This window comes from Agrobacterium tumefaciens, from assembly GCF_013318015.2.
GTDB classification, from domain to species: Bacteria; Pseudomonadota; Alphaproteobacteria; order Rhizobiales; family Rhizobiaceae; genus Agrobacterium; species Agrobacterium tumefaciens.
On record NZ_CP115841.1, the window covers coordinates 1435961 to 1457957 of the forward strand.

A 21997-nucleotide genomic window follows, 5' to 3' on the forward strand; every position below is an offset into this window, starting at 1 on the left:
CCAGAACGGAGTGATCATCATGGCATCAAGTGTCCATCTGGAAGAAATGACATCGGCGGAATGCATCGCATTCCTTTCCCGGATGAGCTTCGGGCATCTTGCCTGTATCGATCATGACAGGCCCTATTTGGTGCCGATCCATTTCGTGTTTCACGAGGGTGGAGTCTACAGCTTCTCGATGATGGGAGCCAAGATAGAGAATATGCGCCTGAACCCTCATGTTTGCCTTCAGGTTGATGAGGTCAAAAACACCAGCACATGGACAAGCGTAATTCTCCATGGCCTCTATCAGGAGCTTGAAGATAACGAGCAATGGCAAAGCGAGCGGATCTACGCCTGGTCTCTGATCCAGAAACACCCGAACTGGTGGGAGCCGGGAGGCTCAACGATCCATCCGCACGAAAATGGAACGGACTCCACCAAGCCGATTTTCTTCAGCATCCAAAAAGAAAGCCTCACGGGCCGCAAAGCGGTCCAGAGGGAAGATTTCGTGCGTTAAGCGGCCTCCCTCTACAGATAGGCGTACACATACCGCGCAATATTGTCATAAAAACTGGAGAGATAGGCTGGCACCCGGTTCAACCGGGCGAATTTGCTGCCGCGATATTCCGCGCGCGTTCCGACCAGCGTGTCCGGATCGCCGAAAGGCAGAAAATCCTTTTCGGTGACGTAGACATGCGTGCCGTAACCCCAGCCGCATTCCAGCGCCCGGTCGAAAGGCAGCGTCATCACCCTTGCCGCTTTCAGAAACTCCTCCGCTCCACCGCGTGAGATGATATAGCAGGCCGACGATCCCTGTGGCCCGTATATGCAGCGCCCCAGCTTGTCTCCGAGAGCGCTGGTCTTCCTGGCTCTGAAACCTCTGTGGCGGTGATTGGTCAGCTTTACGATGGAATTCTCAGGCATGATCGCGATCATTGCCTTGACCCGATCGGAGAAGTCAGGCGTGAAGGTAACATCATCCTCAACGATCACGGCAACCGGCGCATCCGTGGCGAGGAAAATCTCCAGTGCCTTGATATGGCTGGCATAACAGCCATACTCCCCAGGCAAGGCATGACGGCCGTTGCGAAGCTCAAAGCCGCGCCTGTTGAAATCCGTCCATTCGGCAGCGGGAATGGTCTTACCGTCAACACCTTCCACCGGGCGCAAATCCAGCCCAAGACCTGATGCTCCGTTCAGCATCTTTTCAAGACGGGCGCGCGCTCTGGCGATGGAGATGATGTAAACGGGAAAAGCGGATATCGGCAGCATTCGGAAAGCACCATGCGCATAGAGTCGGGAAACCGTCTCCTACAGCATGTGGCGCACCCTGTCTGCATGCCGTGATTTCCACGCCGGCGAAATTTCGGGCGAGCAACGCGCAAGCTTTGACGGTTCGAGAATGCGGCGCGAGATTATTTACGCGGGGCGGTGCGGCGGCAGCGCCAGTTCCAGTCTCTGGCTTCGCCCGTATCCATGTGAACCGATTCGGTGTGGCAATAGGTGCCTACACCACCACGCTGCGGCATCGAGCGCAGATAGGACGCAAGCTCCCATTTGGAAACGCCCTTGATCTGAATGTCGGCTGCATCGCAGGTGTAGTGCTTGGAACCCTGCCTTATGCCCTTTGGCGGGCGATAACCCGAGGTGACGATGGCCGGGCTGTTGTAGTGGCGCTCGACATCCTTGATCATGCGCACCAGTTCCGGCTTGAAACAACCGACTTCAACATGATCGGTCTGCAGGAAAAGCCCGTTCGGAGAAACTCGAGTGAGGCCGGAGAGCGAGGCAAGCTTCATCAGGCCGGCCGGCTGGCCATCCTCGTCTTCGAGATGCGCATCGTCGAATTCGTCAGACATCATCGAACGGCCGGAAAGCGCTATACCCATCGTCCTGTCCGACCCGCCGGAAAGCGCGGCAACCTGCGTATTCTCCGCCGTACCGTTTTCGATCATTTTCGGAAGGCGCTTCTTGGCCGCACCGGCGAAGAAAGCTGCCAGCGGCACGACTGTGCCCTCACTTTCCTGCCCCTCGCCTGCCCGTTTCCCGGCTCCAGAAGACTGCGCTGAAGCAACTGCGAGCTGTTCCGACGCATTTTGCGGCGCTGGTACGGGAACAGCCTGACGGTTTTCGCTGTGCTGTTCTGCCGGTACCGGCACGGCAGTCGGCACTTGTCCCGTTGCGGATACCGGTTGCGGCTGTGTCGCCTGCACTGGTGCCGAATAGACGCTGCTGACGGCGGGCGCGATCCCCTGAGAAGGTGCGCCCGCGGCGGCTGTAGCTCCCGCCGCAACGGCAGGTCTGCTTGAATATATGCTTGATGTACCCGCGGAAATCGCCGTCGGCTGCGTCGTCAGGCCGCCAATATCGGCGGCGGCACCGTAACCCTGTGCGGGGCCACCGGGCGCCTGCGGCTGGGCCGCAACGGCCCCGCCGGTTGCGGAGGCCACGGCGGGATCCACATAATGCCCCTGCTGCTGTTTGGCGGCCGGATTATGAACCGCCGATGCCGCCTGCGCCTTCTGCTCGGCGGAAATCGCCGGCTTTTTGCTGTTGGCAGCCATGTCGTCATCCGTCACCGCTGAAACGCATCCGGCAAGCCCGAGCAACGAAACCGCGACAACAAGACGCTGACAGGCAACGCGTCCTTTCGCGCTATCGACAGCTTTCATGGGTGGCCTCCGTATCTTGCATTTACAACAGCAGCACGGGAACGGAATCGTCTGCTTTTTCAAAACAGGACATGCCGTTTCGATTCGCGGACTATGCCTCAACCCATCCGGACAAGGCAAGAGTGACCGAAATCGTCGCTTCTGGTCGGGAAAACCCCTACCAGGAACCCGTATTCTGCATAGATATCCACGGTTCGGCTGGCGCGAGGCTTTCGCCCTTCTGCAAGATTTCGAAAGAAATACCGTCGGGCGAACGAACGAAGGCCATGTGACCGTCACGCGGCGGCCGGTTGATCACGACGCCATTTTGCTGAAGGTGGGCACAGAAGTCGTAAATATTGTCGACCTCATAGGCTAGGTGCCCGAAATTGCGGCCGCCGGTGTAATCTTCGGTGTCCCAATTGTAGGTGAGTTCAAGGGAAGGCGCCTTTTTTTCCCGCGCCGCAGAGACATCGTCGCGCGCTGCAAGAAAAACCAGAGTGAAACGGCCTTTTTCGTTTTCGATCCGGCGTATTTCCTCGAGACCCATCAGGTCGCAATAGAATTTCATTGATTCGCCAAGGTCTTTGACGCGAACCATCGTGTGCAGATACCGCATTTTCTTCCTCTCCAATACACTTTTCCGGGCCATAAACGCATGATCGCAAGCCCCGGACAAGGACGGCGACATAAAAGCAGCTACGCAAATCAAAAACTAGGGCTTGCGTGGAACCGTTACCAAGATGTTAATCTGGTACACAGGAATCAGTTGACCGGTGTGTGGCGCGTAATCGAGGGGTTGGCAGGATATGGCTGATAGGATGTCATCGAAAACGATAGTCGATGTCGAGGACCTTTCGGCCGATGCCGTGGACCTGACCGAAATCACCGGCGCGGTGAAATGGTTCGACGTTGCCAAGGGTTTCGGCTTTATCGTGCCTGACAACGGCATGCAGGACGTGCTGCTGCATGTCTCCTGCCTGCGCCGCGATGGGTATCAGACCATTCTCGAGGGTACGCGCATCGTTGCCCTCATCCAGCGGCGTGACCGCGGCTTTCAGGCCTTCCGCATCCTGTCGATGGATCAGTCCACCGCCGTTCATCCGTCGCAGCTGCCGCCGGTTCGCACCCATGTGCAGGTCACGCCGTCAAGCGGGCTTGAGCGTGCAATCGTCAAGTGGTTCAACCGCACCAAGGGCTTCGGCTTCTTGACGCGCGGCGAAGGCACCGAAGATATTTTCGTGCATATGGAGACGCTGCGCCGCTTCGGCCTCACGGAACTGCGTCCGGGCCAGGTGGTGCTGGTGCGCTTTGGCGATGGCGACAAGGGTTTGATGGCGGCGGAAATCCACCCCGACAACCCGGCCCCGATCGGGATGTCGCACTGATGGCCGCTGTGTTTCGCAACTTGATGAAGAGCGCCGTTCTGGCGCTTCTTTTTTTCACGCTCTCAAGCGCAGCACAGGCTCAACAACAGCAGACGTTTCAATCCGAACCGCTGACGATAGAGACCGCCTCCGGAGAAACCCACGAATTTGTTGCGGAACTGGCGCTGGACAACGCCCAGCGCGAACAGGGCCTTATGTTTCGAAAGTCCATGCCGCTTGGAAGCGGTATGCTGTTCGATTTCGGCAAGGAGCGGGACGTGGCCATGTGGATGAGGAATACTCTCATTCCGCTCGACATGCTGTTTATCGCCCGGGACGGGCGCATAACCCATATCCACGAAAACGCCGTGCCACATTCAGAAGCGATCATCAGCTCCCGTGGGTCGGTCAAATTCGTGCTTGAACTGAATGGCGGCACTGCCAAACGCTACGGCATCAAACCGGGCGATGTGGTTCGCAGTGCACAAATCGGCAACCGGAAATGACATTGCCGCGTTACTGCGTCTGAAAAGGCCGGACGACGTTTCGCCCGGCCGTCAAGATCTCAGTAGACCGGCTCGATATGGCTCAAAATCCGGCAATTGGAAATGGATGCGGCAAGATTGATGGCAATGTCGATTGCCTCGACCGAATCAGCCGTCCCTTCAAGATAGATCACGTCATTTTCGACGGTTGCGGAAATCCGCGACTTCTCGAGACCGTTTTCGAAAGCCAGCGCAGAGGTGATGGCCTCGCACACACCCGCCATGCGGTCTCCAAAGAAGCTTTCCTGAATGCCTGACAAATTGAACATGTGCGTTCTCCTTCTTGGCTATTACAACGCCCGAATCACGATTTTGTTCATCTCCGGTTCATCAATTCGTTCATCTTCCATTCATCTTGGCAAATTGGAACCCCCTTCCCGATCACATTTTAGGTGATCGGGAACCATTTCGTGAGGTGAGCATTTCGCGCATGGGAGTGAAATCTGCCGTCAAGGCGCATGAAACAGGGAGGAGAATGACATGCTGATTAACAAAACGGAGCCGTGTCACCACGCCTCGTGGATGAAGCCGGTGGCGATCCACCTGCCGCTATCCGCAGCGGTGGAAATCTACAGCCCTCTGGTGGCGCTGGACATGCTGATGTACCGCTGGCCGGACGAACACGGACCGGAATATGAGGACGCACGCAGAAACTGTCTCGATGCTATCGCCGGAAAATGCGACATCGAAAAAGCGCGGGAATCGTTTCTAGTCGCAAGCAACCACGCGCATATTCTGAACATCCACTAGGTCGTCACGCGGAAGGCTTTGTGAATATTATCGAATAAATATCAATCACTTACGTGACAACAATCGGATGAGCGGGAAGTTGATCTGCGTTCATCAACATGCCTCCAGAGGTCAAAACAACGGGCAATCCACCTGCGTGGATCGCCCGTTTGATTGAAGCCTGAGCGTCGTCCTATTCAAATGGCCGGGCGAACACGTATCGGGAGGTTGCTGTGAGATACACCGTCTTAATTACCCCCATGCACCGGCAGTCAATACTCGGATAGATTTCTGTCTTACAATCGGTGTTTCGACGCGACTATTCCTGATAGCGCGACACGCCCGCTTCGTCGTTATCGCATTCAACCAGGCAAACAACCGTCTCCCCTAGCGAACAGGTAGTCTGCAAAAACCGTTCACGCTTTCTCGGTAACAAACGCGGCATCGACCCGTGCGCCAGAGGCGCATGAACGACCGAAGTCGGATCCCGGCTGCAGAACATGACATGTAACTGTCATGCAAACGTTATAATCCGCAATGACGAATTCCATGGAATCGGTTGGCGGGTAAACCGCTGAAAGCTTGGGAGTGGAACTGGCCAGCATGGAAACTGTTTTTGCCCTTTGCGCAATTCTGCTCCTCGCCTTCAATCTTCTCGGCGTCGTTCTGGCAGGCTGGCGGCTGAAAAGACGCGATACGGACAACGCACTTGTCCGGCAGAAACCGCCGGTATCGCTGGTGGTGCCGCTGCGCGGCATCGAAACTTTCACGCCGCTGACGCTGTCGCGCGCCTTCCAGCTCAACTGGCCGGACTATGAGCTGCTGTTCTGCGTCGCCGACGAGTTCGATCCCGTGATCGAGGAAGTGCGCAAGGCAAGCGCGGCCTTCCCCGCAGTTTCAGCGCAATTGCTCATCGGCGATGATCGCATCAGCGCCAATCCCAAACTGAACAATTGCGTCAAGGGCTGGCGTGCTGCTCGGCACGAATGGGTCATTCTGGCCGATTCCAATGTTTTGATGCCGCAATCCTATATCGAAACCATGATGTCGGCCTGGCGGCCGGATAGCGGACTGGTCTGCTCGCCGCCACTCGGCTCCCGGCCGGATGGCTTCTGGGCGCATGTGGAATGCGCCTTCCTCAACGGCTCGCAAGGCCGCTGGCAATATGCGGCGGAAGCCATCGGCATGGGTTTCGCGCAGGGCAAATCGATGTTGTGGAACAAGCCATTCCTGGAAGAGCGCGGCGGCATCCGCGCGCTCGCCGCCGAAATCGCCGAAGATGCCGCTTCCACGAAGCTGGTCAGAAATGCCGGTCGCAAGGTACACCTGGTGTCGGCTCCGTTCGAGCAGCCGCTCGGACAGCGCCATGCCGGTGAGATCTGGTCGCGGCAGACCCGCTGGGCGCGGCTGCGGCGCGTCACCTTCCCGCAATATTTCGCCCCGGAAATCCTCACCGGCGCGCTTCCCCCGCTCCTCTTCGCACTCGCTGCCGCCGTTGCCGCGGATGCGAACCTTGCCGTCACCGCGATTGCCGTACTCGCCATCATGTACGGCCCGGAACTGGCGCTCACAGCTCTCAACCGGTGGCCGGTATCACTCTATAGCCTTCCGGCAATGGTCGCGCGGGATGTCATCATGCCATTCGTCTGGGTACGCAGCTGGATCGGCAGCGCGGTTGCATGGCGCGGCAATGTCATGACGATCGGCACGGCCGAAAGCACATTGGCCGGACCTTCAGCGGACTGAACGGAAGCTTTTATTTGAAGGGGTTACACCGACAAGCGAATGTTTCGCTTTAAATGGTCGGAGTGGAGAGATTCGAACTCCCGACCCTCTGGTCCCAAACCAGATGCGCTACCAGACTGCGCTACACTCCGCCGAGGCGATGGCTGGGGAATACACGGTTCACCCGCAGTCCGCAACAGGGAAATTCATCTTTGTTGAGCCCATTGCCTCGATTATTGAAAACTCATGCAACGCGATGGGACCGTGAAGAGGCCGCAAGGGATAATCGTCTTGACTCTCACATGGAGTCGGTCCATTTCAAATTCAGCGTTCCTGACACGATTTGGTTATTCTATTCAGGTACGTGAATAGTAATCCGGGGCGCATGCCCCACCGCCCAACCGGAGCAGTTTCGACATGTCTGCGAAGATTTACCGCCCTGCAAAGACCGCCATGCAATCCGGCAAGGCGAAAACCAATGTCTGGGTTCTGGAATTCGACGCTGAGGTCCCGCGCAAGATCGATCCGATCATGGGATACACCTCGACATCCGACATGAAGCAGCAGGTCAAGCTGACATTCGAGACGCAGGAACAGGCCGAAGCCTATGCGCAGCGCAAGGGCATCGAATACCGCGTCATCCAACCAAAGGAAGCAACCCGCAAGGTTGTATCCTACACGGATAATTTCCGCTTCAACCGCACCCAGCCCTGGACGCATTGAAGAAGACGCACTGAACGATTTTCAGCCGGAGCAATAATAGTCCGGCACGACGGCCCCTTAGCTCAGCTGGATAGAGCGTCGACCTTCTAAGTCGAATGTCGCAGGTTCGAATCCTGCAGGGGTCGCCATCTTCATCTAAACTGCCGCTTTCGGAATCCAGATCGCGGAAATGTCGTCGCCATACGGCACTGCCTCACTCTCCAAAGCACAAATCCCGACCCAGGCGCACACGACGGCATCCATCTTGTCCTCAAAAGCCTTCATCTCCCATCCCTTTGCGTTCGTCGCGGGAATGATGAGTGCATCAGCAACCCCACCTATCCGTCGATCCAGATGTGCGATAATGAAAGACCAGACCTCGAGGAGTTTGGCGCGACGGTCTGCGGACGTATCCGACCGCCAGTAGCTGCTGACTTTTCCCTGCTTATACGGAAGCCGTTTCGCGGCGTTGGTCAGTTCAACAAGCGCAGGGTGCGGGTAGACTTCGAGCAGACCGGGACTGCTGATTTCCCTGGTTAATAACGGATATCCCGCAAGTTCAAACCCCATTTTGAGGTCATCACTGACCTTGCCGGGCCTGATTGCATTTGGGGTGTGGGTGCCGCATTGCCGGGAACCATAGGCGGAAGACACCAGATTGTCCGAAGCACGGCGGGCAGTAATCGGTTGATGCGAGAGCGGCATATCAATCGTAACGAGATCGATCTTGCATCCCGTAAGGGCTTCTGCGGCCGCCAGAAGCGCCGATGCTTCGGCAACTGATCCCCTTGGGCGATCAGCGAGAACCGGGATATCTGTTCCACAGGCAAGGAAGCCGACGTAGGAAGATGCGGCGGCACGCAGCGTCCAGCCTGTTCCATCGTTGATGACCAAGGCGACCCCGCTTGGCTGGGTAACAGTCCATGCGGCGTCTATACCCAATACGGCTTTCAGAGCGTCACCCCTGCCCGAACAGCGTAAAATACCCCCAGGCGGCGGCAAAAAAAGCGATGATGGCGGCGATCGTCAGGGCTTTTTTCGATTTTGGCCCAAGCGGCTGGCGCGGCTTTTTCGGGGGCACCGGTTTGCGGAACTTCACCACATTGTCGTTCATTATATCATTGTCCTGCATGTCGCTGCTGAAACCGGCGCCACATCAATGACATCGGTCTTTTCGGATTTATCTCTAGCAGACCAGAGCTATCATAAATATTACCAAGTTTTCACTTCCCCCTTTGGGCAAGCTATGTCACTTCCCACAATCAGAGGAATACAAACAGCGACAGACGGACCGGAAACAGGGGTTGGAAACAATCCTCTGTAGTATTTTGAATTTTGCGGGTGACGAAAATGAATGACGCCAACACCAATGGCCGCGACACGGAAAACAGCCAGCCCGATCTGCGGGACATTCTGGGTACCAGCAGGTCAGGTAGAAAGAAGAAGTCGCGCCGCTATCTCTATGCCGCAGCAGCCGTGGTGCTGATCGGCGGGGGCCTTGGTTATTATTACCAGTCGCGTGCCGCAGGCGTCGCCTATACCTACACCACGGAAGCGGCGAGACAGGGCGACCTTTCCGTCATCGTAACCTCCACCGGCTCAGTCCAGCCGACCGATCAGGTCGACATATCGAGCGAATTGTCCGGCACCATTCGCAAGGTCAACGTTACCTATAACAGCCCGGTCAAATCAGGCGATATTCTGGCGGAACTGGACACCAACAAGCTGGAGGCCGACGTGCAGAGCGCCCGCGCCAAGCTTGCCTCCGCCAAGGCCAATGTGCTGAAGGCGCGCGCCGATCTCGGCTCGGCAAAAACATCGATGGAGCGTCTGCGGTCCCTCGTCCAGAGCCGAGTCTCCAGCCAGCAGGATCTGGATGCCGCGCAGTTCAACCACGATGCCGCCGGCGCCACGCTGCAGGTCAACGAGGCGACAGTGCTTTCGGCGGAAGCGGATTTGCGGCTGGCCGAGGTCAATCTCGGCAAGGCGAAGATCGTCTCGCCCATCGATGGTGTCATCCTCACCCGCAGTGTCGATCCCGGCGCCACAGTTGCCTCCTCGCTCAACGCTCCCGTGCTGTTCACCATTGCTGGCGATCTGCGCCATATGGAATTGCAGGTGTCGGTGGATGAGGCGGATGTCGGCAAAGTCGAGACCGGGCAGAAGGCCACCTTCAACGTCGATGCTTATCCCGACCGTAGCTTCCCGGCTGAAATAGAGACCGTGCGTTTCGCCTCCGAGACCGTGTCTAACGTAGTGACCTACAAGGGCATATTGACGGTGGACAATGAGGAATTGCTGCTGCGCCCCGGCATGACGGCAACCGCCAATATCGTCGTCGAGGAGATCAAGGATACGCTGCTTGTGCCGAATTCCGCGCTGCGATATACGCCGCCGCGCGAATCCGCCTCCCGTGGCGGTGGCTTGATGAGCCTGTTCCGCCCTCCCCGCATGGGCCGGTCGCAGAACCGCGATGCCGGTCCGGCCGCGACAGGCAAAAGAACGGTGTGGGTGCTGCGTAACAACACGCCCGTCTCGGTTTCGATCGAAACCGGCTCCACCGATGGCCAGCATACCGTGGTAAAATCGGGCGAGTTGAAGGCCGACGACCTGGTGATTACCGACGCCTCAGCCCGCAACGCCGGCTGACGGAGGAAAACCGCATGCAACAGCCGCCGCTCATAGAATTCCGCGATGTCGTCAAGCAATATGGCCGGGGCGAAGCGACGATCCGCGCACTTGACGGCGTCAGCCTGTCGATCCACGAGAAGGAATTCGTCGCCATCATGGGGCCATCCGGCTCCGGCAAATCCACCTCGATGAACATCATCGGCTGCCTGGATGTGCCGACATCGGGCGAATATCTGTTTCAGGGCGTGCCGACCAGCGGTTTCGACAATGAACATCTGACGCTGCTGCGCCGCCACATGCTGGGTTTCGTGTTTCAGGGCTTCAACCTCCTGTCGCGAACCTCGGCGGTGGAAAATGTCGAGCTGCCGCTCGTGTACCGGGGCATGAAAGCCTCGCAACGGCGCGCGCGCGCCATGGAGGCGCTTGCACAGGTGGGTCTGAAGGGCCGCGAGCACCACACGACGCAGGAGCTTTCCGGCGGTCAGCAGCAGCGTGTGGCCATTGCACGGGCCATCGTCACCCGCCCCGCTCTGCTTCTCGCCGACGAACCCACAGGCAACCTCGACACCAAAACCAGCGCCGAGATCATGGAGCTGATCACCACGCTCAACCGCGACAAGGGCATTACGGTCGTCATGGTCACGCATGAAGAGGATATCGCTGCCCATGCGGGACGCCTCCTGCGTTTCGTGGACGGCCATCTCGCCTCCGACAGCGCAGCGGAAAACAAGGAGACTTCCGATGTTCTTTGAAACGTCGCGTCTTGCGCTGCGCGCCATCAGCCGCAACCTGCTCCGCTCCTTCCTCACCGTGCTCGGCGTCGTCATCGGTGTTGCCGCCGTCATCGCCATGGTAACCATCGGCAACGGCACGACCGAACAGGTGAAATCGGAATTGTCGCGGCTCGGCACCAACATGCTGTTCGTGCGCCCCGGCCAGTTCGGGCCCGGCCGCGCCAGCACGGAAGCCAAACGTTTCGATGATCGCGATGTCGAGGCGATCCGCAACCAGATCAGCGGCCTGCGCGCCGTTGCTCCGCAAAACCGCAGCTCCGCCGCAACGGTCATTTTCGGCGGCAAGAACCACCAGACAAGCGTCATCGGCACCACCAATGATTATCTTGTGGCACAGGACTGGACGCTTGCGCTGGGACGTGACTTCCAGCCGGCCGAAGATCGCGGAGGGCAGATAGGCTGCATCATCGGCGAAACGGTGCGGCAGGAACTGTTCGGTGCGGAAAACCCTGTCGGCCAGACGATCCGCGTCAGCAACATCTCCTGCCCCGTCATTGGTGTTCTCGCCCGAAAAGGCCAATCCGGCCTCGGTGACGATCAGGATGACACCATCATCATGCCGCTCAAAATCCACCAGCGGCGCATCGGCGGCACCACCACCATTTCCTCCATCATGGTCTCCGCGCAGGACGGCGTTTCCACCGCCAAGGTGCAAAGCGACCTGCAGAACCTGCTGCGCGAGCGGCGGCGCATCAACATTGGCCGCGAGGATGATTTCACCGTCAACGACATGACGCAGATCGCCTCTGCCATGACCGGCACGACGACGCTGCTCACCGGGCTTCTGGGTGCGGTTGCAGCCGTCAGCCTGCTGGTCGGCGGCATCGGCATCATGAACATCATGCTGGTTTCGGTAACCGAGCGCACCCGTGAGATCGGCATTCGCCTCGCCATCGGCGCACTGGAAAAACAGGTACTGACGCAGTTTCTGGTGGAAGCCGTCATGCTCTCTGCCCTGGGCGGTACGGTCGGCATCTTGACGGGCCTTGGCCTTGCCTATGGCGTCGTCAGCTTCCTCAACGTGCCCTTCGTCACCAGCCCGTCGATCATCTTCCTCGCCTTCGCCTTCTCGGCTGCCATCGGCGTGATTTTCGGCTATTTCCCGGCGCGGCGGGCAGCGAGTTTGAGCCCGATCGAGGCGCTGCGGCACGAGTGAGACGAGTCGTCGAAGCTGCAACAGCCTCGACCGAATAGGTTCATGATTTACGGAGAGTTTCGATGTTCAAATCGATATCGGATAGCGCCGCTGCTGCAGACGGCGGTTCGCTTGCGCTCTTCGTGGAACGAATTGACGGACAAACGGAACTGTTTGTGATCAATCGCTCCCTCGCGTCACGCGGAACGCCCGACTACAACAAAGTCAGCTCCAGCCTTCGACCACTTGCCGAGGAGGATTGCGGGAAGATTGCAGCAGCTCTCGAGCCGCTTTTGACAACGACGCCATCGATTCATCCGCTGGCGGATTTTATCGATACGCTGAAACAGCAATCATCCCGCTGATCGGAAAAATGGCGCAGCCAATCAAACGCTGGCTTCAGCCTCGCGCTGCTTCGCCAGCGCCGCCAGATCGGCAGGCTTCAGTTCCACCGACTCACCGCAGCCGCAAGCTGACGTCTGGTTCGGGTTGTTGAAGGTGAAGCCGGAGCGCATCTTGGTCACTTCAAAATCCATCTGGGTGCCGAGCAGATAGAGCACGGCGGAGGGCTGAACCCACACCTTGGCTCCATCGAATTCGACCAGATCGTCCTTCGCATCCGCTTCCGTCACGAGGTCGATGGTATATTCCATGCCCGCGCAGCCGCCCTTCTTGATGCCGATGCGCACACCCTTGGCGTCCGGGCCGGAATTCTCGACGATTGCTTTAACGCGCGAGGCAGCAGCGCCGGTCATGGTCATGATCGCAAAGCCCATGGGCTTAATTCTCCTTCGACAATCGAGTTCAAGGCTCGATGTTTATGGATTTCAATTTAATAGCGCTTGAAGGCGCCATCAAGGGATGACGCCTGTCAAAATCACGTCAGTCTCAATACCAGCCGACGGCGACCTGAGCCTCTTCCGACATACGGTCCGGCGTCCACGGCGGATCGAAGGTCATCGACACTTCGACACCGGAAACACCTTCGACAGCGCCGACGGCATTTTCCACCCAGCCCGGCATTTCGCCGGCCACCGGGCAGCCCGGTGCTGTCAGCGTCATGACGATCTTGACCATCCGGTCGTCCTCGATGTCGATCTTGTAAACGAGACCGAGTTCGAAAATATCGGCCGGAATTTCCGGATCGTACACGGTTTTCAGCGCCGCGATCACGTCGTCGCTAAGACGCGCCAGTTCGTCGGGCGCAATGGAAGACGGCTTTGCAGCGTCTTCGGTCACATCATGGGTCTTTGCAGTGGCTTCGGCAGTCATGGTCCTGAACCTCAATCCTGATATCAGGCGAAAAATTTGCGCGCATAATCAAGCGCCTCGACAAGACGATCTACTTCGGCGCGGGTATTGTAAAGGCCGAACGATGCCCGGCATGTGGAGGTGACGCCGAACCGTTTCAAGAGCGGCATGGCACAATGGGTGCCGGCACGCACGGCAACGCCGCGCCGGTCTATCACCATCGACACGTCATGGGCATGGATGCCCTCGAGTTCGAAGGAGAAGATACCGCCCTTATCAGGCGCATTGCCGATGATTCGCAGTGAGTTGACCTCGCGCAGCCGCTCGGCAGCATAGGCCGCAAGATCAGCCTCGTGGGCTGCAATCGCGGCACGGCCGAGATTGTCCATATAATCAAGCGCATAGCCAAGACCGATAGCCTGCACGATGGGCGGCGTTCCCGCTTCGAAACGATGCGGCGGCTCGTTATAGGTCACATTGTCTTCGGACACGTCGAGGATCATCTCGCCGCCGCCCTGGAACGGCCGCATCTCGCTCAGGCGGTCAGCCTTGCCGTAGAGCACGCCGATGCCCGAGGGACCGTAAAGCTTGTGGCCGGTCATGACGTACCAGTCGCAATCGATATCGCGCACGTCGACCGGCATGTGAACCGCGCCCTGAGAGCCATCGACAAGCACCGGAATGCCGCGCTCATGGGCGATGCGGCAGATTTCCTTGACCGGCACGATGGTGCCCAGCGCATTCGACATATGGGTGATGGCAACGAGCTTGGTGCGCTCCGTCAGGCTTTTTTCGAAAGCCTCGATATGGAACGCGCCGTCGTCATCGACAGGCACCCAGACGAGCTTGGCGCCCTGCCGCTCGCGAATGAAATGCCACGGCACGATGTTGGAGTGATGTTCCATGATCGAGATGACGATCTCGTCGCCCTCGCCGATCTTTGGCATGCCGTAACCGTAAGCAACCGTATTGATCGCCTCGGTGGAGGATTTGGTGAAGACGATCTCGTCCACCGAACCGGCATTCAGGAAACGGCGCACCTTTTCGCGCGCCGCCTCATAGGCGTCGGTTGCGGCATTGGAGAGGAAATGCAGGCCACGGTGCACATTCGCATATTCATTGGAATAGGCATGCGAAACGGCGTCGATCACCACCTGCGGTTTTTGAGCGGACGCGCCGTTGTCGAGATAGACCAGCGGCTTGCCATAGACCTCGCGCGACAGGATCGGGAAATCCTTCCGCACGGCTTCAACGTCATAAGGGGCCGCCAATGCGGCGCGTTCGCTCTCAGGCATGATGTTCCAGCCAGCCGGAGATGATAGTCTCCAACGCCTCTACCAGATTTTCTTCTTCCAGTTCCTCGGCGATCTCAGCGACGAAGGCGTTGACGAGCATCGCCCGCGCCTTTGCCCGCGGCACGCCGCGCGCCATCAGATAATAGAGATGGTTGTCGTCAATATCGGCAACCGTCGCACCGTGACCGCACTGAACGTCGTCGGCGAAGATTTCAAGCTCCGGCTTTGCCGAGAACTCGCCATCGTCAGACATCAGCAGCGTATTGCACGCCATCTTCGCATCGGTCTTCTGGGCATCGGGGGCAACCCGGATCATGCCCTGGAAAATGCCCTTTGCACGGTCGAAGACCACGTTGCGGAACACTTCCGTCGAGGTCGTGTTCGGCACGTTGTGGCCAAGAACCATCGTCACGTCGGTATGGGTTTCGCCGCCCAACAGGTTGACGCCGCGAACGATGAGGTCAGTACCCTCGCCGTCCACGTCGATGCGCAGTTCCTGCCGCACCAGCTTGCCGCCGGCATTGATGACGAACAGACGAATCTTGGCGTCCGCACCGATTTTCATGCGCAGCTGGCCAAGATGAATATCGGCCGCGCCCTGTTGCTGCAGGATGATCCAGGTCACTTCCGCACCGTCTTCGACAACGATGTCGGTGACGGAGGAAACCAGGGCGGCATCCGAAGTCACCGAAAGGTGACGCTCGATGACGGTCGCCTTCGAACCCTTGCCGAAGCGCACCGGGAAGCGGCTGTGAACCTGACCTGCGCCATGGATCGCCTGCAATTCGATCGGCTTTTCGATCTCGGCATCGGCGGGAATGTCGAGCGTCAGGCCGTCGCGCACGAAGCTGCCGTTGATACGACCGATCACGTCGTCCTTGCTGGCTTCCGCAAGGCCTGTGGCGGCCGAGCCGTCAAGCAGGCTCTCGGCAAAGCTGGAAACGCTGATATCTTCGATCTTGCCGACATTGGCCGTGCCATGCAGCACGTAGGCGACGGACGAGCCGGCGACAACAGACGCCTGCTTTTCGATAACAGGTGCGGGCTGGTCCTCGGGAATGGCACGCAACAGGCTCTTGAGATCGGTATAGTGCCACGCCTCGATGCGGCGGGTCGGAAGACCGCCGGTCTTCAGATCGTCGAACAGCACGTCACGGGCGGCGACAACCGCACCATTGCCCGGCAATTCGCTGAACTTGGCGGTATAGGCGTCGATCAGCGCGGTTTCCGCTGGCGTCAGCCGATTGGTCGTTTGAATGTTCATGGACATCACCTCCTGGCCTCTGGCTTAGGCCGCTTCACCGATGATGTCGGCGTAACCATTGTTTTCCAGCTCCAGCGCCAGGGCCTTGTCGCCCGAACGGATGATCTTGCCCTTGTAGAGAACGTGAACGCTATCAGGCACGATGTAATCGAGCAGGCGCTGGTAGTGGGTGATGACGACAGTGGCGCGATCCGGCGACTTCAGCGCATTGACGCCATCAGCCACAATCTTCAGCGCGTCGATGTCGAGGCCGCTATCGGTTTCGTCGAGAACGCAGAGCTTCGGCTCCAGCAGTGCCATCTGCAGGATTTCGGCGCGCTTCTTCTCACCGCCGGAGAAACCGACGTTCAGCGGACGCTTCAGCATGTCCATGTCGATCTTCAGATCGCCGGCAGCTTCCTTGACGCGACGGATGAAGTCCGGCGTCGTAAGCTCGGCCTCGCCGCGCGCCTTGCGTTGCTCGTTCATAGCAACCTTGAGGAACTGCATGGTGGCAACACCCGGAATTTCGACGGGATACTGGAAGGCCAGGAAAATACCCTTGGCAGCGCGCTCGGCGGCATCCAGTTCCAGAATGCTTTCGCCGTTATAGAGGATGTCACCGGAGGTGACTTCATAGTCTTCGCGGCCCGACAGGATGTAGGACAGCGTCGATTTGCCGGAACCGTTCGGGCCCATGATGGCCGCAACTTCACCGGCAGCAACCTTAAGGTTGAGGCCCTTGATGATCTCGGTTTCGGTATCGGCGATCTTTGCGTGCAGGTCGATGATTTCAAGCATGGTTTTATCCTAAGAATAGTGTGAGCGAAGGTGCGCGAAACCGCGCACTCAAAGTGCGTATTCGTATGACGATCAGCCGACCGAACCTTCCAGCGAAATGCCGATCAGCTTCTGCGCTTCAACCGCAAACTCCATCGGCAGCTGCTGGATAACATCCTTCACAAAGCCATTGACGATCAGTGCGATCGCCGACTCCTCGGGGATGCCGCGCTGCAGGCAATAGAACAGCTGGTCTTCGGAAATCTTCGACGTGGTCGCCTCATGCTCGAAATGAGCAGACGAGTTCTTCGCCTCGATATAGGGCACGGTATGCGCGCCGCACTTGTCGCCGATCAGAAGCGAGTCGCACTGCGTGAAGTTGCGCGTGTTGGTCGCCTTGCGGTGAGCCGAGACCTGCCCGCGATAGACGTTTTCCGAGAAACCGGCGGCAATGCCCTTGGCGATGATGCGGCTCGACGTGTTCTTGCCGAGATGGATCATCTTGGTGCCACTGTCGATCTGCTGATGGCCGTTGGAAACCGCGATCGAATAGAATTCGCCACGGCTGTCGTCGCCGCGCAAAATGCAGGACGGGTATTTCCAGGTGATGGCCGAGCCGGTTTCAACCTGCGTCCACGAAATCTTCGAACGGTTGCCACGGCAATCGCCGCGCTTGGTCACGAAGTTGTAGATGCCGCCCTTGCCGTCCTTGTCGCCCGGATACCAGTTCTGGACGGTGGAATATTTGATTTCGGCATCGTCGAGTGCCACCAGTTCCACCACGGCGGCGTGAAGCTGGTTCTCGTCGCGCTGCGGCGCGGTGCAGCCTTCCAGATAGGAGACGTAGGCGCCCTCTTCAGCGATGATCAGCGTGCGCTCGAACTGTCCGGTGTTCTTTTCGTTGATGCGAAAATAGGTGGAAAGCTCCATCGGGCACCGAACGCCTTTCGGCACGAACACGAAGGAACCATCGGTAAAGACGGCCGAGTTCAGCGTTGCGTAGAAATTGTCCGTCTGCGGCACGACCGAACCGAGATATTTCTTCACCAGATCAGGATATTCGCGCACGGCTTCGGAGATCGACATGAAGATCACGCCGGCCTTTGCCAGTTCCGCCTTGAAGGTGGTGACAACGGAGACGCTGTCGAACACGGCATCCACGGCCACACGACGGTTTTCCACGCCGGCCAGGATTTCCTGTTCCTTCAGCGGAATGCCCAGCTTCTCGTAAACCTTCAGCAGCTCCGGATCGACTTCGTCCAGCGACTTCGGGCCGGGCGTGCTTTTCGGTGCGGCATAATAATAGAGATCGTTGAAGTCGATCTTGGGGTAGCTGACGCGCGCCCATGTCGGCTCTTCCATCGTCAGCCAGCGCTTGTAAGCCTCAAGACGCCATTCCAGCATCCATTCCGGCTCCTGCTTCTTGGCCGAGATGAAGCGGATCACCTCTTCCGAAAGGCCCTTCGGGGCCTTGTCGACTTCAATTTCGGTTTCGAAGCCGTATTTATACTGGTCCACATCGATCTGGCGAACCTGATCGATCGTTTCCTGAACCGCTGCCATGTCGTTCTCCAATCTCGCCGGAGCCAAGGTCCGGTGGCTTGTCAACGTATCAAGGCGGATAGCCGCCTTCATCCATCTTCGGGCAAATAATCCGGGCCCGTATAAACGGGGCGGAGCTTATACCCATGTAAGTGCGGGATGGCGCTTTTCACACATCCCGGCAAGCGGAAAATTGCTATTCCGCAATTCTTTGCCGCATTTTAAGCGGCCTGACCGGTCAGCCTGCGCCGCCCGGCAATTTTCGTAAAGGCTGCGAGCGCGTGCTCGATATCCGCCTCATCAGTCGCATGACCAAGGGAAATCCTGAGTGCGCCAAGCTTGGGATCGCGTCCCATCGCCGTCAGCACATGGCTTTCACCCACCTTGCCGGACGAGCAGGCCGAACCGGCCGAGAGCGCAATGCCTTCGATATCGAATGCAATCTGGCCCGTTTCCGCCTTCAAACCGGGCAAGGTGAAAAACGTGGTATTGCCGACACGGCCGACGTCCTCACCGTAGATGATCACGTCAGGCGCGACTGCCCGCATGCCGTCTTCCAGCCTTGCGCGCAGCGCTGCAAGACGCGTCGCTTCGGTCTCGAGGTTTTGCGCAGCAATAGCGGCGGCGGCACCGAAACCGATGACCGACAGGGTATTTTCAGTACCGGAACGATGTCCCTTTTCCTGGCCACCACCATGGATCAGCGGCTTCGGCATCATCACCTCGCCGCGGGACACCAGCGCCCCAGCACCCTTCGGGCCACCAAGCTTGTGGGACGAGATCACAAGGAAATCGGCCTCCAATGCATTGATATCGAGCGGAACGCGGCCGGCAGCCTGCACGGCATCGACGACCATCAATCCCCCAGCTGCATGTGCAAGCCGCGCCGCTTCAGCCACCGGCTGAAGAATGCCGGTCTCATTATTGACCAGCATGCAGGCGACCATCGGCAGACCAGTGGACTTGTCGTGCGCTGACAGCAGCGCCTCAAGGGCCGCAAGATCGATGACACCCGTTGACGTAACGGGAATTTCCGTAACGTCAGCCTTGCCGAACCGGCCTCCTTCACGAAAAGCCGGGTGTTCGATCGCCGAAACGTAAAGACGACCATAGCGCACGGGAGCGCGCCCCATCTTGAATTCAGGCGAAAGCACCAGATTGGCCGCTTCGGTCGCACCGCTCGTAAAGGTCACATGTGACGCCTGGGCGCCGCAGACCACAGCAACGTCACGACGCGCGGCCTCGACGGCCGCACGGGCTGCGCGCCCTTCCCGGTGTACGGAGGACGGATTACCCGTGATATCGAGAGCGCGGACAAGAGCATCCCGCACGGCAGGCAAAAGCGGCGCCGTGGCGTTCCAGTCCATATATGTGCGCGTCAAAACCGTCATCGCGGAAAAGCTTCGCTCAATCTTCCATGCGCCAAAACGCATTTTTCTTGAAATTACAGTTGCGCTTGCCTTATGACACGGTCCGAGTGCTTAAGCACACGCAAAGTTTCGAATTATTCTAAACTGCGTTCTAGAAAAGATGACACAGTTCGTCAAGTCTTCTCGTCGGAAGAATGCGGTTGGAGAATGAAAAAACACGACCGGAGTACCAATGCCCGAAGTCATTTTTAACGGCCCTGCGGGTCGCCTCGAAGGCCGTTATCAACCCTCCAAGGAAAAGAGCGCGCCGATAGCGATCATCCTTCATCCGCACCCGCAGTTCGGCGGCACGATGAACAACCAGATCGTTTATCAGCTCTTCTATCTTTTCCAGAAGCGCGGTTTCACGACGCTCCGGTTCAACTTCCGCTCCATCGGCCGCAGCCAGGGCGAGTTTGACCATGGCGCCGGCGAGCTTTCCGATGCCGCGTCCGCTCTCGACTGGGTGCAGAGCCTGCATCCCGATTCGAAAAGCTGCTGGGTCGCCGGTTATTCCTTCGGCGCCTGGATCGGCATGCAGCTTCTGATGCGTCGCCCGGAAATCGAAGGTTTCATGTCGATTGCGCCGCAGCCCAACACCTACGACTTCTCTTTCCTCGCCCCCTGCCCGTCTTCCGGCCTCATCATCAATGGCGACGCCGACAAGGTCGCGCCTGAAAAGGACGTCAACGGTCTGGTCGAAAAGCTGAAGACCCAGAAGGGCATCCTCATCACCCACCGCACCCTTCCCGGCGCCAACCACTTCTTCAACGGCAAGGTTGATGAGCTGATGAGCGAATGCGAGGACTACCTCGACCGCCGCCTGAATGGCGAACTGGTTCCGGAACCGGCGGCGAAGCGCATTCGGTGATTTAGGAGCGCAGCTTAGGTCAGTGTTGATCTACCTACAATGATCGACGGCGGGCTTGGCTCACCCCCTCTGACCGGCAGGGCAGAGGGGAGGAGCCAAGCCCGCCATCGTCTATTTACGCCCTGACCAAAACCCCACCCGTAACCGGCTCATTCACACCGGTCGTCCCCGGATAGGTTAGCGGCAGCCCCTTCAGCGATCGCACCGCCAGATAGGCCCAGGCCTCCGCCTCCATTGCCCCGCCGTCGAACCCCGCCTCTTCCGCCGCGATTACCCGCGCACCCTGCTTGGCAGCAAGGCTCGCAAACTCTTCCATGATAACAGGATTGAGCCGCCCGCCGCCGCAGATCACATAGGTCTTAGCCGCTTCCGGCAGATAGCTCGCCGATTTGAGGATTGCGGCACCCGTCAGATGCGACAGCGTGCGTGCGCCGTCCGCCAGCGAAACCTCGCCCTTTTGCGGCGGCACGAAATCGCTGCGGTCAAGCGAGCGGCGGATATTGGCCGAGAAGAACGGGCTTTCCATGTAGCGCGTGACCAGCGAGGCAACGACGCTGCCGCCCGCCGCCGTCCTGCCGCCCTTGTCGAAGGCTTTGCCCGTATGCGCCTCGATCCACTGGTCGATCAGCATATTGCCGGGACCGCTGTCGAAAGCCGCAAGCCGCCCTCCCTCGCCGATATAGGTGAGATTGGATATGCCGCCGATATTGACGAAGACGGCGGGCGTTTCGAAGCCATCAGGCAGATTGGCGGAGAGCGCCATGTGGTACGCAGGAATGAGCGGTGCGCCCTGCCCGCCATGCACCATGTCGTTGGCGCGCATGTCGTAAACCACATCGATACCGGTTTCCTCGGCCAGAAGTGCGCCGTCGCCGATCTGCACGGTCAACGCCTCATCCGGCCGATGCAGCACCGTCTGGCCATGAAAACCGATCACGTCTATATCGCTGGCTTCAAGCCGGTGGCGGTGGAGGAAGGATTTGACTGCCGCCGCATGGGCAAGCGTCAGCTTGCGTTCCGCATCCGCGAGGTCACCCGGACGCTCGCGCCGTTCGCGAATGGCTTTGGCCGTAACCAGCGCCTTCTGCCACGTGGCGCGCAGGCCCGGATCATAGGGGAAATAACCGCTCGGCCCATGCCGGACCACGTTTTCGCCATCCGTGCGCAACAGGGCGATATCGATGCCGTCCATCGACGTCCCGCTCATCAGCCCGATTGCCGTTTTGACCTCGCCCACGCGCTGCTCCCTTTCAATATCGAATCATGCGGAGATGAATCGCCGTTATTCATGGCCGAAACGGGTGCACTTTTCAAAAAACAATGGTAAAGCCCCCCGCGTTCATTG

General features: G+C 58.6%; 25 protein-coding genes and 2 tRNA genes. 12 read left to right on the plus strand and 15 right to left on the minus strand.

The window, feature by feature from the left end; genetic code table 11:
* Positions 1 to 19 precede the first annotated feature (19 nt).
* A complete protein-coding gene (locus G6L97_RS07160) occupies positions 20 to 499 on the plus strand; it encodes a pyridoxamine 5'-phosphate oxidase family protein (protein WP_236762575.1) in 480 nt (159 codons plus the stop codon).
* An 11-nt stretch (positions 500 to 510) separates the two neighbouring features.
* Here the strand turns inward: G6L97_RS07160 and G6L97_RS07165 are convergent, their stop codons facing one another.
* The 3 genes from G6L97_RS07165 to G6L97_RS07175 all read right to left on the minus strand — a co-directional run bounded on the left by G6L97_RS07165 (position 511) and on the right by G6L97_RS07175 (position 3252).
* Entirely contained in the window at positions 511 to 1254 is a 744-nt protein-coding gene (locus G6L97_RS07165) for a glycosyltransferase family 25 protein (RefSeq protein ID WP_065660816.1), read from the minus strand.
* A 143-nt stretch (positions 1255 to 1397) separates the two neighbouring features.
* Positions 1398 to 2654 (minus strand): YcbK family protein, encoded by a 1257-nt coding sequence (locus G6L97_RS07170; RefSeq protein WP_162686647.1) that lies wholly within the window; start codon positions 2652 to 2654, stop codon positions 1398 to 1400.
* 157 nt (positions 2655 to 2811) lie between these two features.
* Positions 2812 to 3252: a VOC family protein gene (locus tag G6L97_RS07175; RefSeq protein ID WP_065659292.1), complete on the minus strand. Its 441-nt coding sequence runs from the start codon at positions 3250 to 3252 to the stop codon at positions 2812 to 2814.
* A 190-nt stretch (positions 3253 to 3442) separates the two neighbouring features.
* On the opposite strand from G6L97_RS07175, the gene G6L97_RS07180 reads away from it, so the two are divergent.
* Both G6L97_RS07180 and G6L97_RS07185 read left to right on the plus strand, forming a co-directional pair.
* Positions 3443 to 4021 carry a cold-shock protein gene (locus G6L97_RS07180; RefSeq protein ID WP_013636345.1) on the plus strand — a complete coding sequence of 193 codons (579 nt, stop codon included), beginning with the start codon at positions 3443 to 3445 and terminating at the stop codon, positions 4019 to 4021.
* The gene (locus G6L97_RS07185; protein ID WP_019567113.1) at positions 4021 to 4506 is read left to right on the plus strand and encodes a DUF192 domain-containing protein; all 486 of its coding nucleotides are present in this window, start codon (positions 4021 to 4023) and stop codon (positions 4504 to 4506) included. Before G6L97_RS07180 ends, G6L97_RS07185 begins: the two co-directional genes overlap by 1 nt.
* A 59-nt stretch (positions 4507 to 4565) precedes the next feature.
* Here G6L97_RS07185 and G6L97_RS07190 read toward each other — a convergent pair whose 3' ends face one another.
* Entirely contained in the window at positions 4566 to 4814 is a 249-nt protein-coding gene (locus tag G6L97_RS07190; protein WP_003515953.1) for a BON domain-containing protein, read from the minus strand.
* A gap of 211 nt (positions 4815 to 5025) precedes the next feature.
* On the opposite strand from G6L97_RS07190, the gene G6L97_RS07195 reads away from it, so the two are divergent.
* Complete coding sequence (locus G6L97_RS07195) at positions 5026 to 5295, plus strand: DUF982 domain-containing protein (RefSeq protein WP_111782439.1); 270 nt, start codon at positions 5026 to 5028, stop codon at positions 5293 to 5295.
* Between the two features lie 582 nt (positions 5296 to 5877).
* Positions 5878 to 7020 (plus strand): ceramide glucosyltransferase, encoded by a 1143-nt coding sequence (locus G6L97_RS07200; RefSeq protein WP_111782437.1) that lies wholly within the window; start codon positions 5878 to 5880, stop codon positions 7018 to 7020.
* A gap of 54 nt (positions 7021 to 7074) precedes the next feature.
* Here G6L97_RS07200 and G6L97_RS07205 read toward each other — a convergent pair.
* Positions 7075 to 7151: transfer RNA gene (locus tag G6L97_RS07205), tRNA-Pro, on the minus strand.
* 265 nt (positions 7152 to 7416) lie between these two features.
* Here G6L97_RS07205 and G6L97_RS07210 point away from each other — a divergent pair.
* Together G6L97_RS07210 and G6L97_RS07215 are read left to right on the plus strand one after the other, a co-directional pair.
* Entirely contained in the window at positions 7417 to 7722 is a 306-nt protein-coding gene (locus G6L97_RS07210) for an ETC complex I subunit (RefSeq protein ID WP_003495468.1), read from the plus strand.
* Between the two features lie 51 nt (positions 7723 to 7773).
* A tRNA-Arg gene (locus tag G6L97_RS07215) sits at positions 7774 to 7850 on the plus strand.
* Positions 7851 to 7857: 7 nt separating this feature from the next.
* Here the strand turns inward: G6L97_RS07215 and G6L97_RS07220 are convergent.
* Both G6L97_RS07220 and G6L97_RS07225 read right to left on the minus strand, forming a co-directional pair.
* Positions 7858 to 8595 carry a DUF429 domain-containing protein gene (locus G6L97_RS07220; RefSeq protein ID WP_111782436.1) on the minus strand — a complete coding sequence of 246 codons (738 nt, stop codon included), beginning with the start codon at positions 8593 to 8595 and terminating at the stop codon, positions 7858 to 7860.
* Positions 8596 to 8659: 64 nt separating this feature from the next.
* Entirely contained in the window at positions 8660 to 8815 is a 156-nt protein-coding gene (locus G6L97_RS07225) for a hypothetical protein (protein WP_013636370.1), read from the minus strand.
* Positions 8816 to 9051: 236 nt separating this feature from the next.
* On the opposite strand from G6L97_RS07225, the gene G6L97_RS07230 reads away from it, so the two are divergent.
* The 4 genes from G6L97_RS07230 (at position 9052) to G6L97_RS07245 (ending at position 12626) form a co-directional block, all read left to right on the plus strand.
* Complete coding sequence (locus tag G6L97_RS07230) at positions 9052 to 10350, plus strand: efflux RND transporter periplasmic adaptor subunit (protein WP_065687401.1); 1299 nt, start codon at positions 9052 to 9054, stop codon at positions 10348 to 10350.
* A 14-nt stretch (positions 10351 to 10364) separates the two neighbouring features.
* Positions 10365 to 11084 (plus strand): ABC transporter ATP-binding protein, encoded by a 720-nt coding sequence (locus G6L97_RS07235; RefSeq protein ID WP_111782435.1) that lies wholly within the window; start codon positions 10365 to 10367, stop codon positions 11082 to 11084.
* Entirely contained in the window at positions 11074 to 12282 is a 1209-nt protein-coding gene (locus G6L97_RS07240; protein WP_003515968.1) for an ABC transporter permease, read from the plus strand. Before G6L97_RS07235 ends, G6L97_RS07240 begins: the two co-directional genes overlap by 11 nt.
* Positions 12283 to 12344: 62 nt before the next feature.
* Positions 12345 to 12626, plus strand: a complete 282-nt coding sequence (locus G6L97_RS07245; protein WP_111782434.1) for a hypothetical protein — start codon at positions 12345 to 12347, stop codon at positions 12624 to 12626.
* A 21-nt stretch (positions 12627 to 12647) separates the two neighbouring features.
* Here G6L97_RS07245 and sufA read toward each other — a convergent pair whose 3' ends face one another.
* The 7 genes from sufA to G6L97_RS07280 all read right to left on the minus strand — a co-directional run bounded on the left by sufA (position 12648) and on the right by G6L97_RS07280 (position 19763).
* Positions 12648 to 13037, minus strand: coding sequence for a Fe-S cluster assembly scaffold SufA (sufA, locus tag G6L97_RS07250; protein ID WP_111782433.1), 390 nt, complete (start codon positions 13035 to 13037; stop codon positions 12648 to 12650).
* A gap of 112 nt (positions 13038 to 13149) precedes the next feature.
* A complete protein-coding gene (locus tag G6L97_RS07255) occupies positions 13150 to 13533 on the minus strand; it encodes an SUF system Fe-S cluster assembly protein (protein WP_003515972.1) in 384 nt (127 codons plus the stop codon).
* Between the two features lie 23 nt (positions 13534 to 13556).
* A complete protein-coding gene (locus tag G6L97_RS07260) occupies positions 13557 to 14807 on the minus strand; it encodes a cysteine desulfurase (protein WP_003515973.1) in 1251 nt (416 codons plus the stop codon).
* Complete coding sequence (sufD, locus tag G6L97_RS07265) at positions 14800 to 16071, minus strand: Fe-S cluster assembly protein SufD (RefSeq protein ID WP_065661536.1); 1272 nt, start codon at positions 16069 to 16071, stop codon at positions 14800 to 14802. Before sufD ends, G6L97_RS07260 begins: the two co-directional genes overlap by 8 nt.
* 24 nt (positions 16072 to 16095) lie before the next feature.
* Positions 16096 to 16851: a Fe-S cluster assembly ATPase SufC gene (gene sufC / locus G6L97_RS07270; RefSeq protein ID WP_003507958.1), complete on the minus strand. Its 756-nt coding sequence runs from the start codon at positions 16849 to 16851 to the stop codon at positions 16096 to 16098.
* A gap of 72 nt (positions 16852 to 16923) precedes the next feature.
* On the minus strand, positions 16924 to 18393 hold the full coding sequence (sufB, locus tag G6L97_RS07275; protein WP_003507956.1) for a Fe-S cluster assembly protein SufB: 1470 nt from the start codon (positions 18391 to 18393) through the stop codon (positions 16924 to 16926).
* 200 nt (positions 18394 to 18593) lie between these two features.
* Positions 18594 to 19763 (minus strand): cysteine desulfurase family protein, encoded by a 1170-nt coding sequence (locus G6L97_RS07280; RefSeq protein ID WP_111782484.1) that lies wholly within the window; start codon positions 19761 to 19763, stop codon positions 18594 to 18596.
* 211 nt (positions 19764 to 19974) lie between these two features.
* Between G6L97_RS07280 and G6L97_RS07285 the strand changes: the two genes are divergently transcribed.
* Positions 19975 to 20652, plus strand: coding sequence for an alpha/beta hydrolase (locus tag G6L97_RS07285; protein ID WP_003507952.1), 678 nt, complete (start codon positions 19975 to 19977; stop codon positions 20650 to 20652).
* A gap of 115 nt (positions 20653 to 20767) precedes the next feature.
* Here G6L97_RS07285 and G6L97_RS07290 read toward each other — a convergent pair whose 3' ends face one another.
* Positions 20768 to 21889 (minus strand): anhydro-N-acetylmuramic acid kinase, encoded by a 1122-nt coding sequence (locus G6L97_RS07290; RefSeq protein ID WP_019567102.1) that lies wholly within the window; start codon positions 21887 to 21889, stop codon positions 20768 to 20770.
* Between the last annotated feature and the right edge of the window lie 108 nt (positions 21890 to 21997).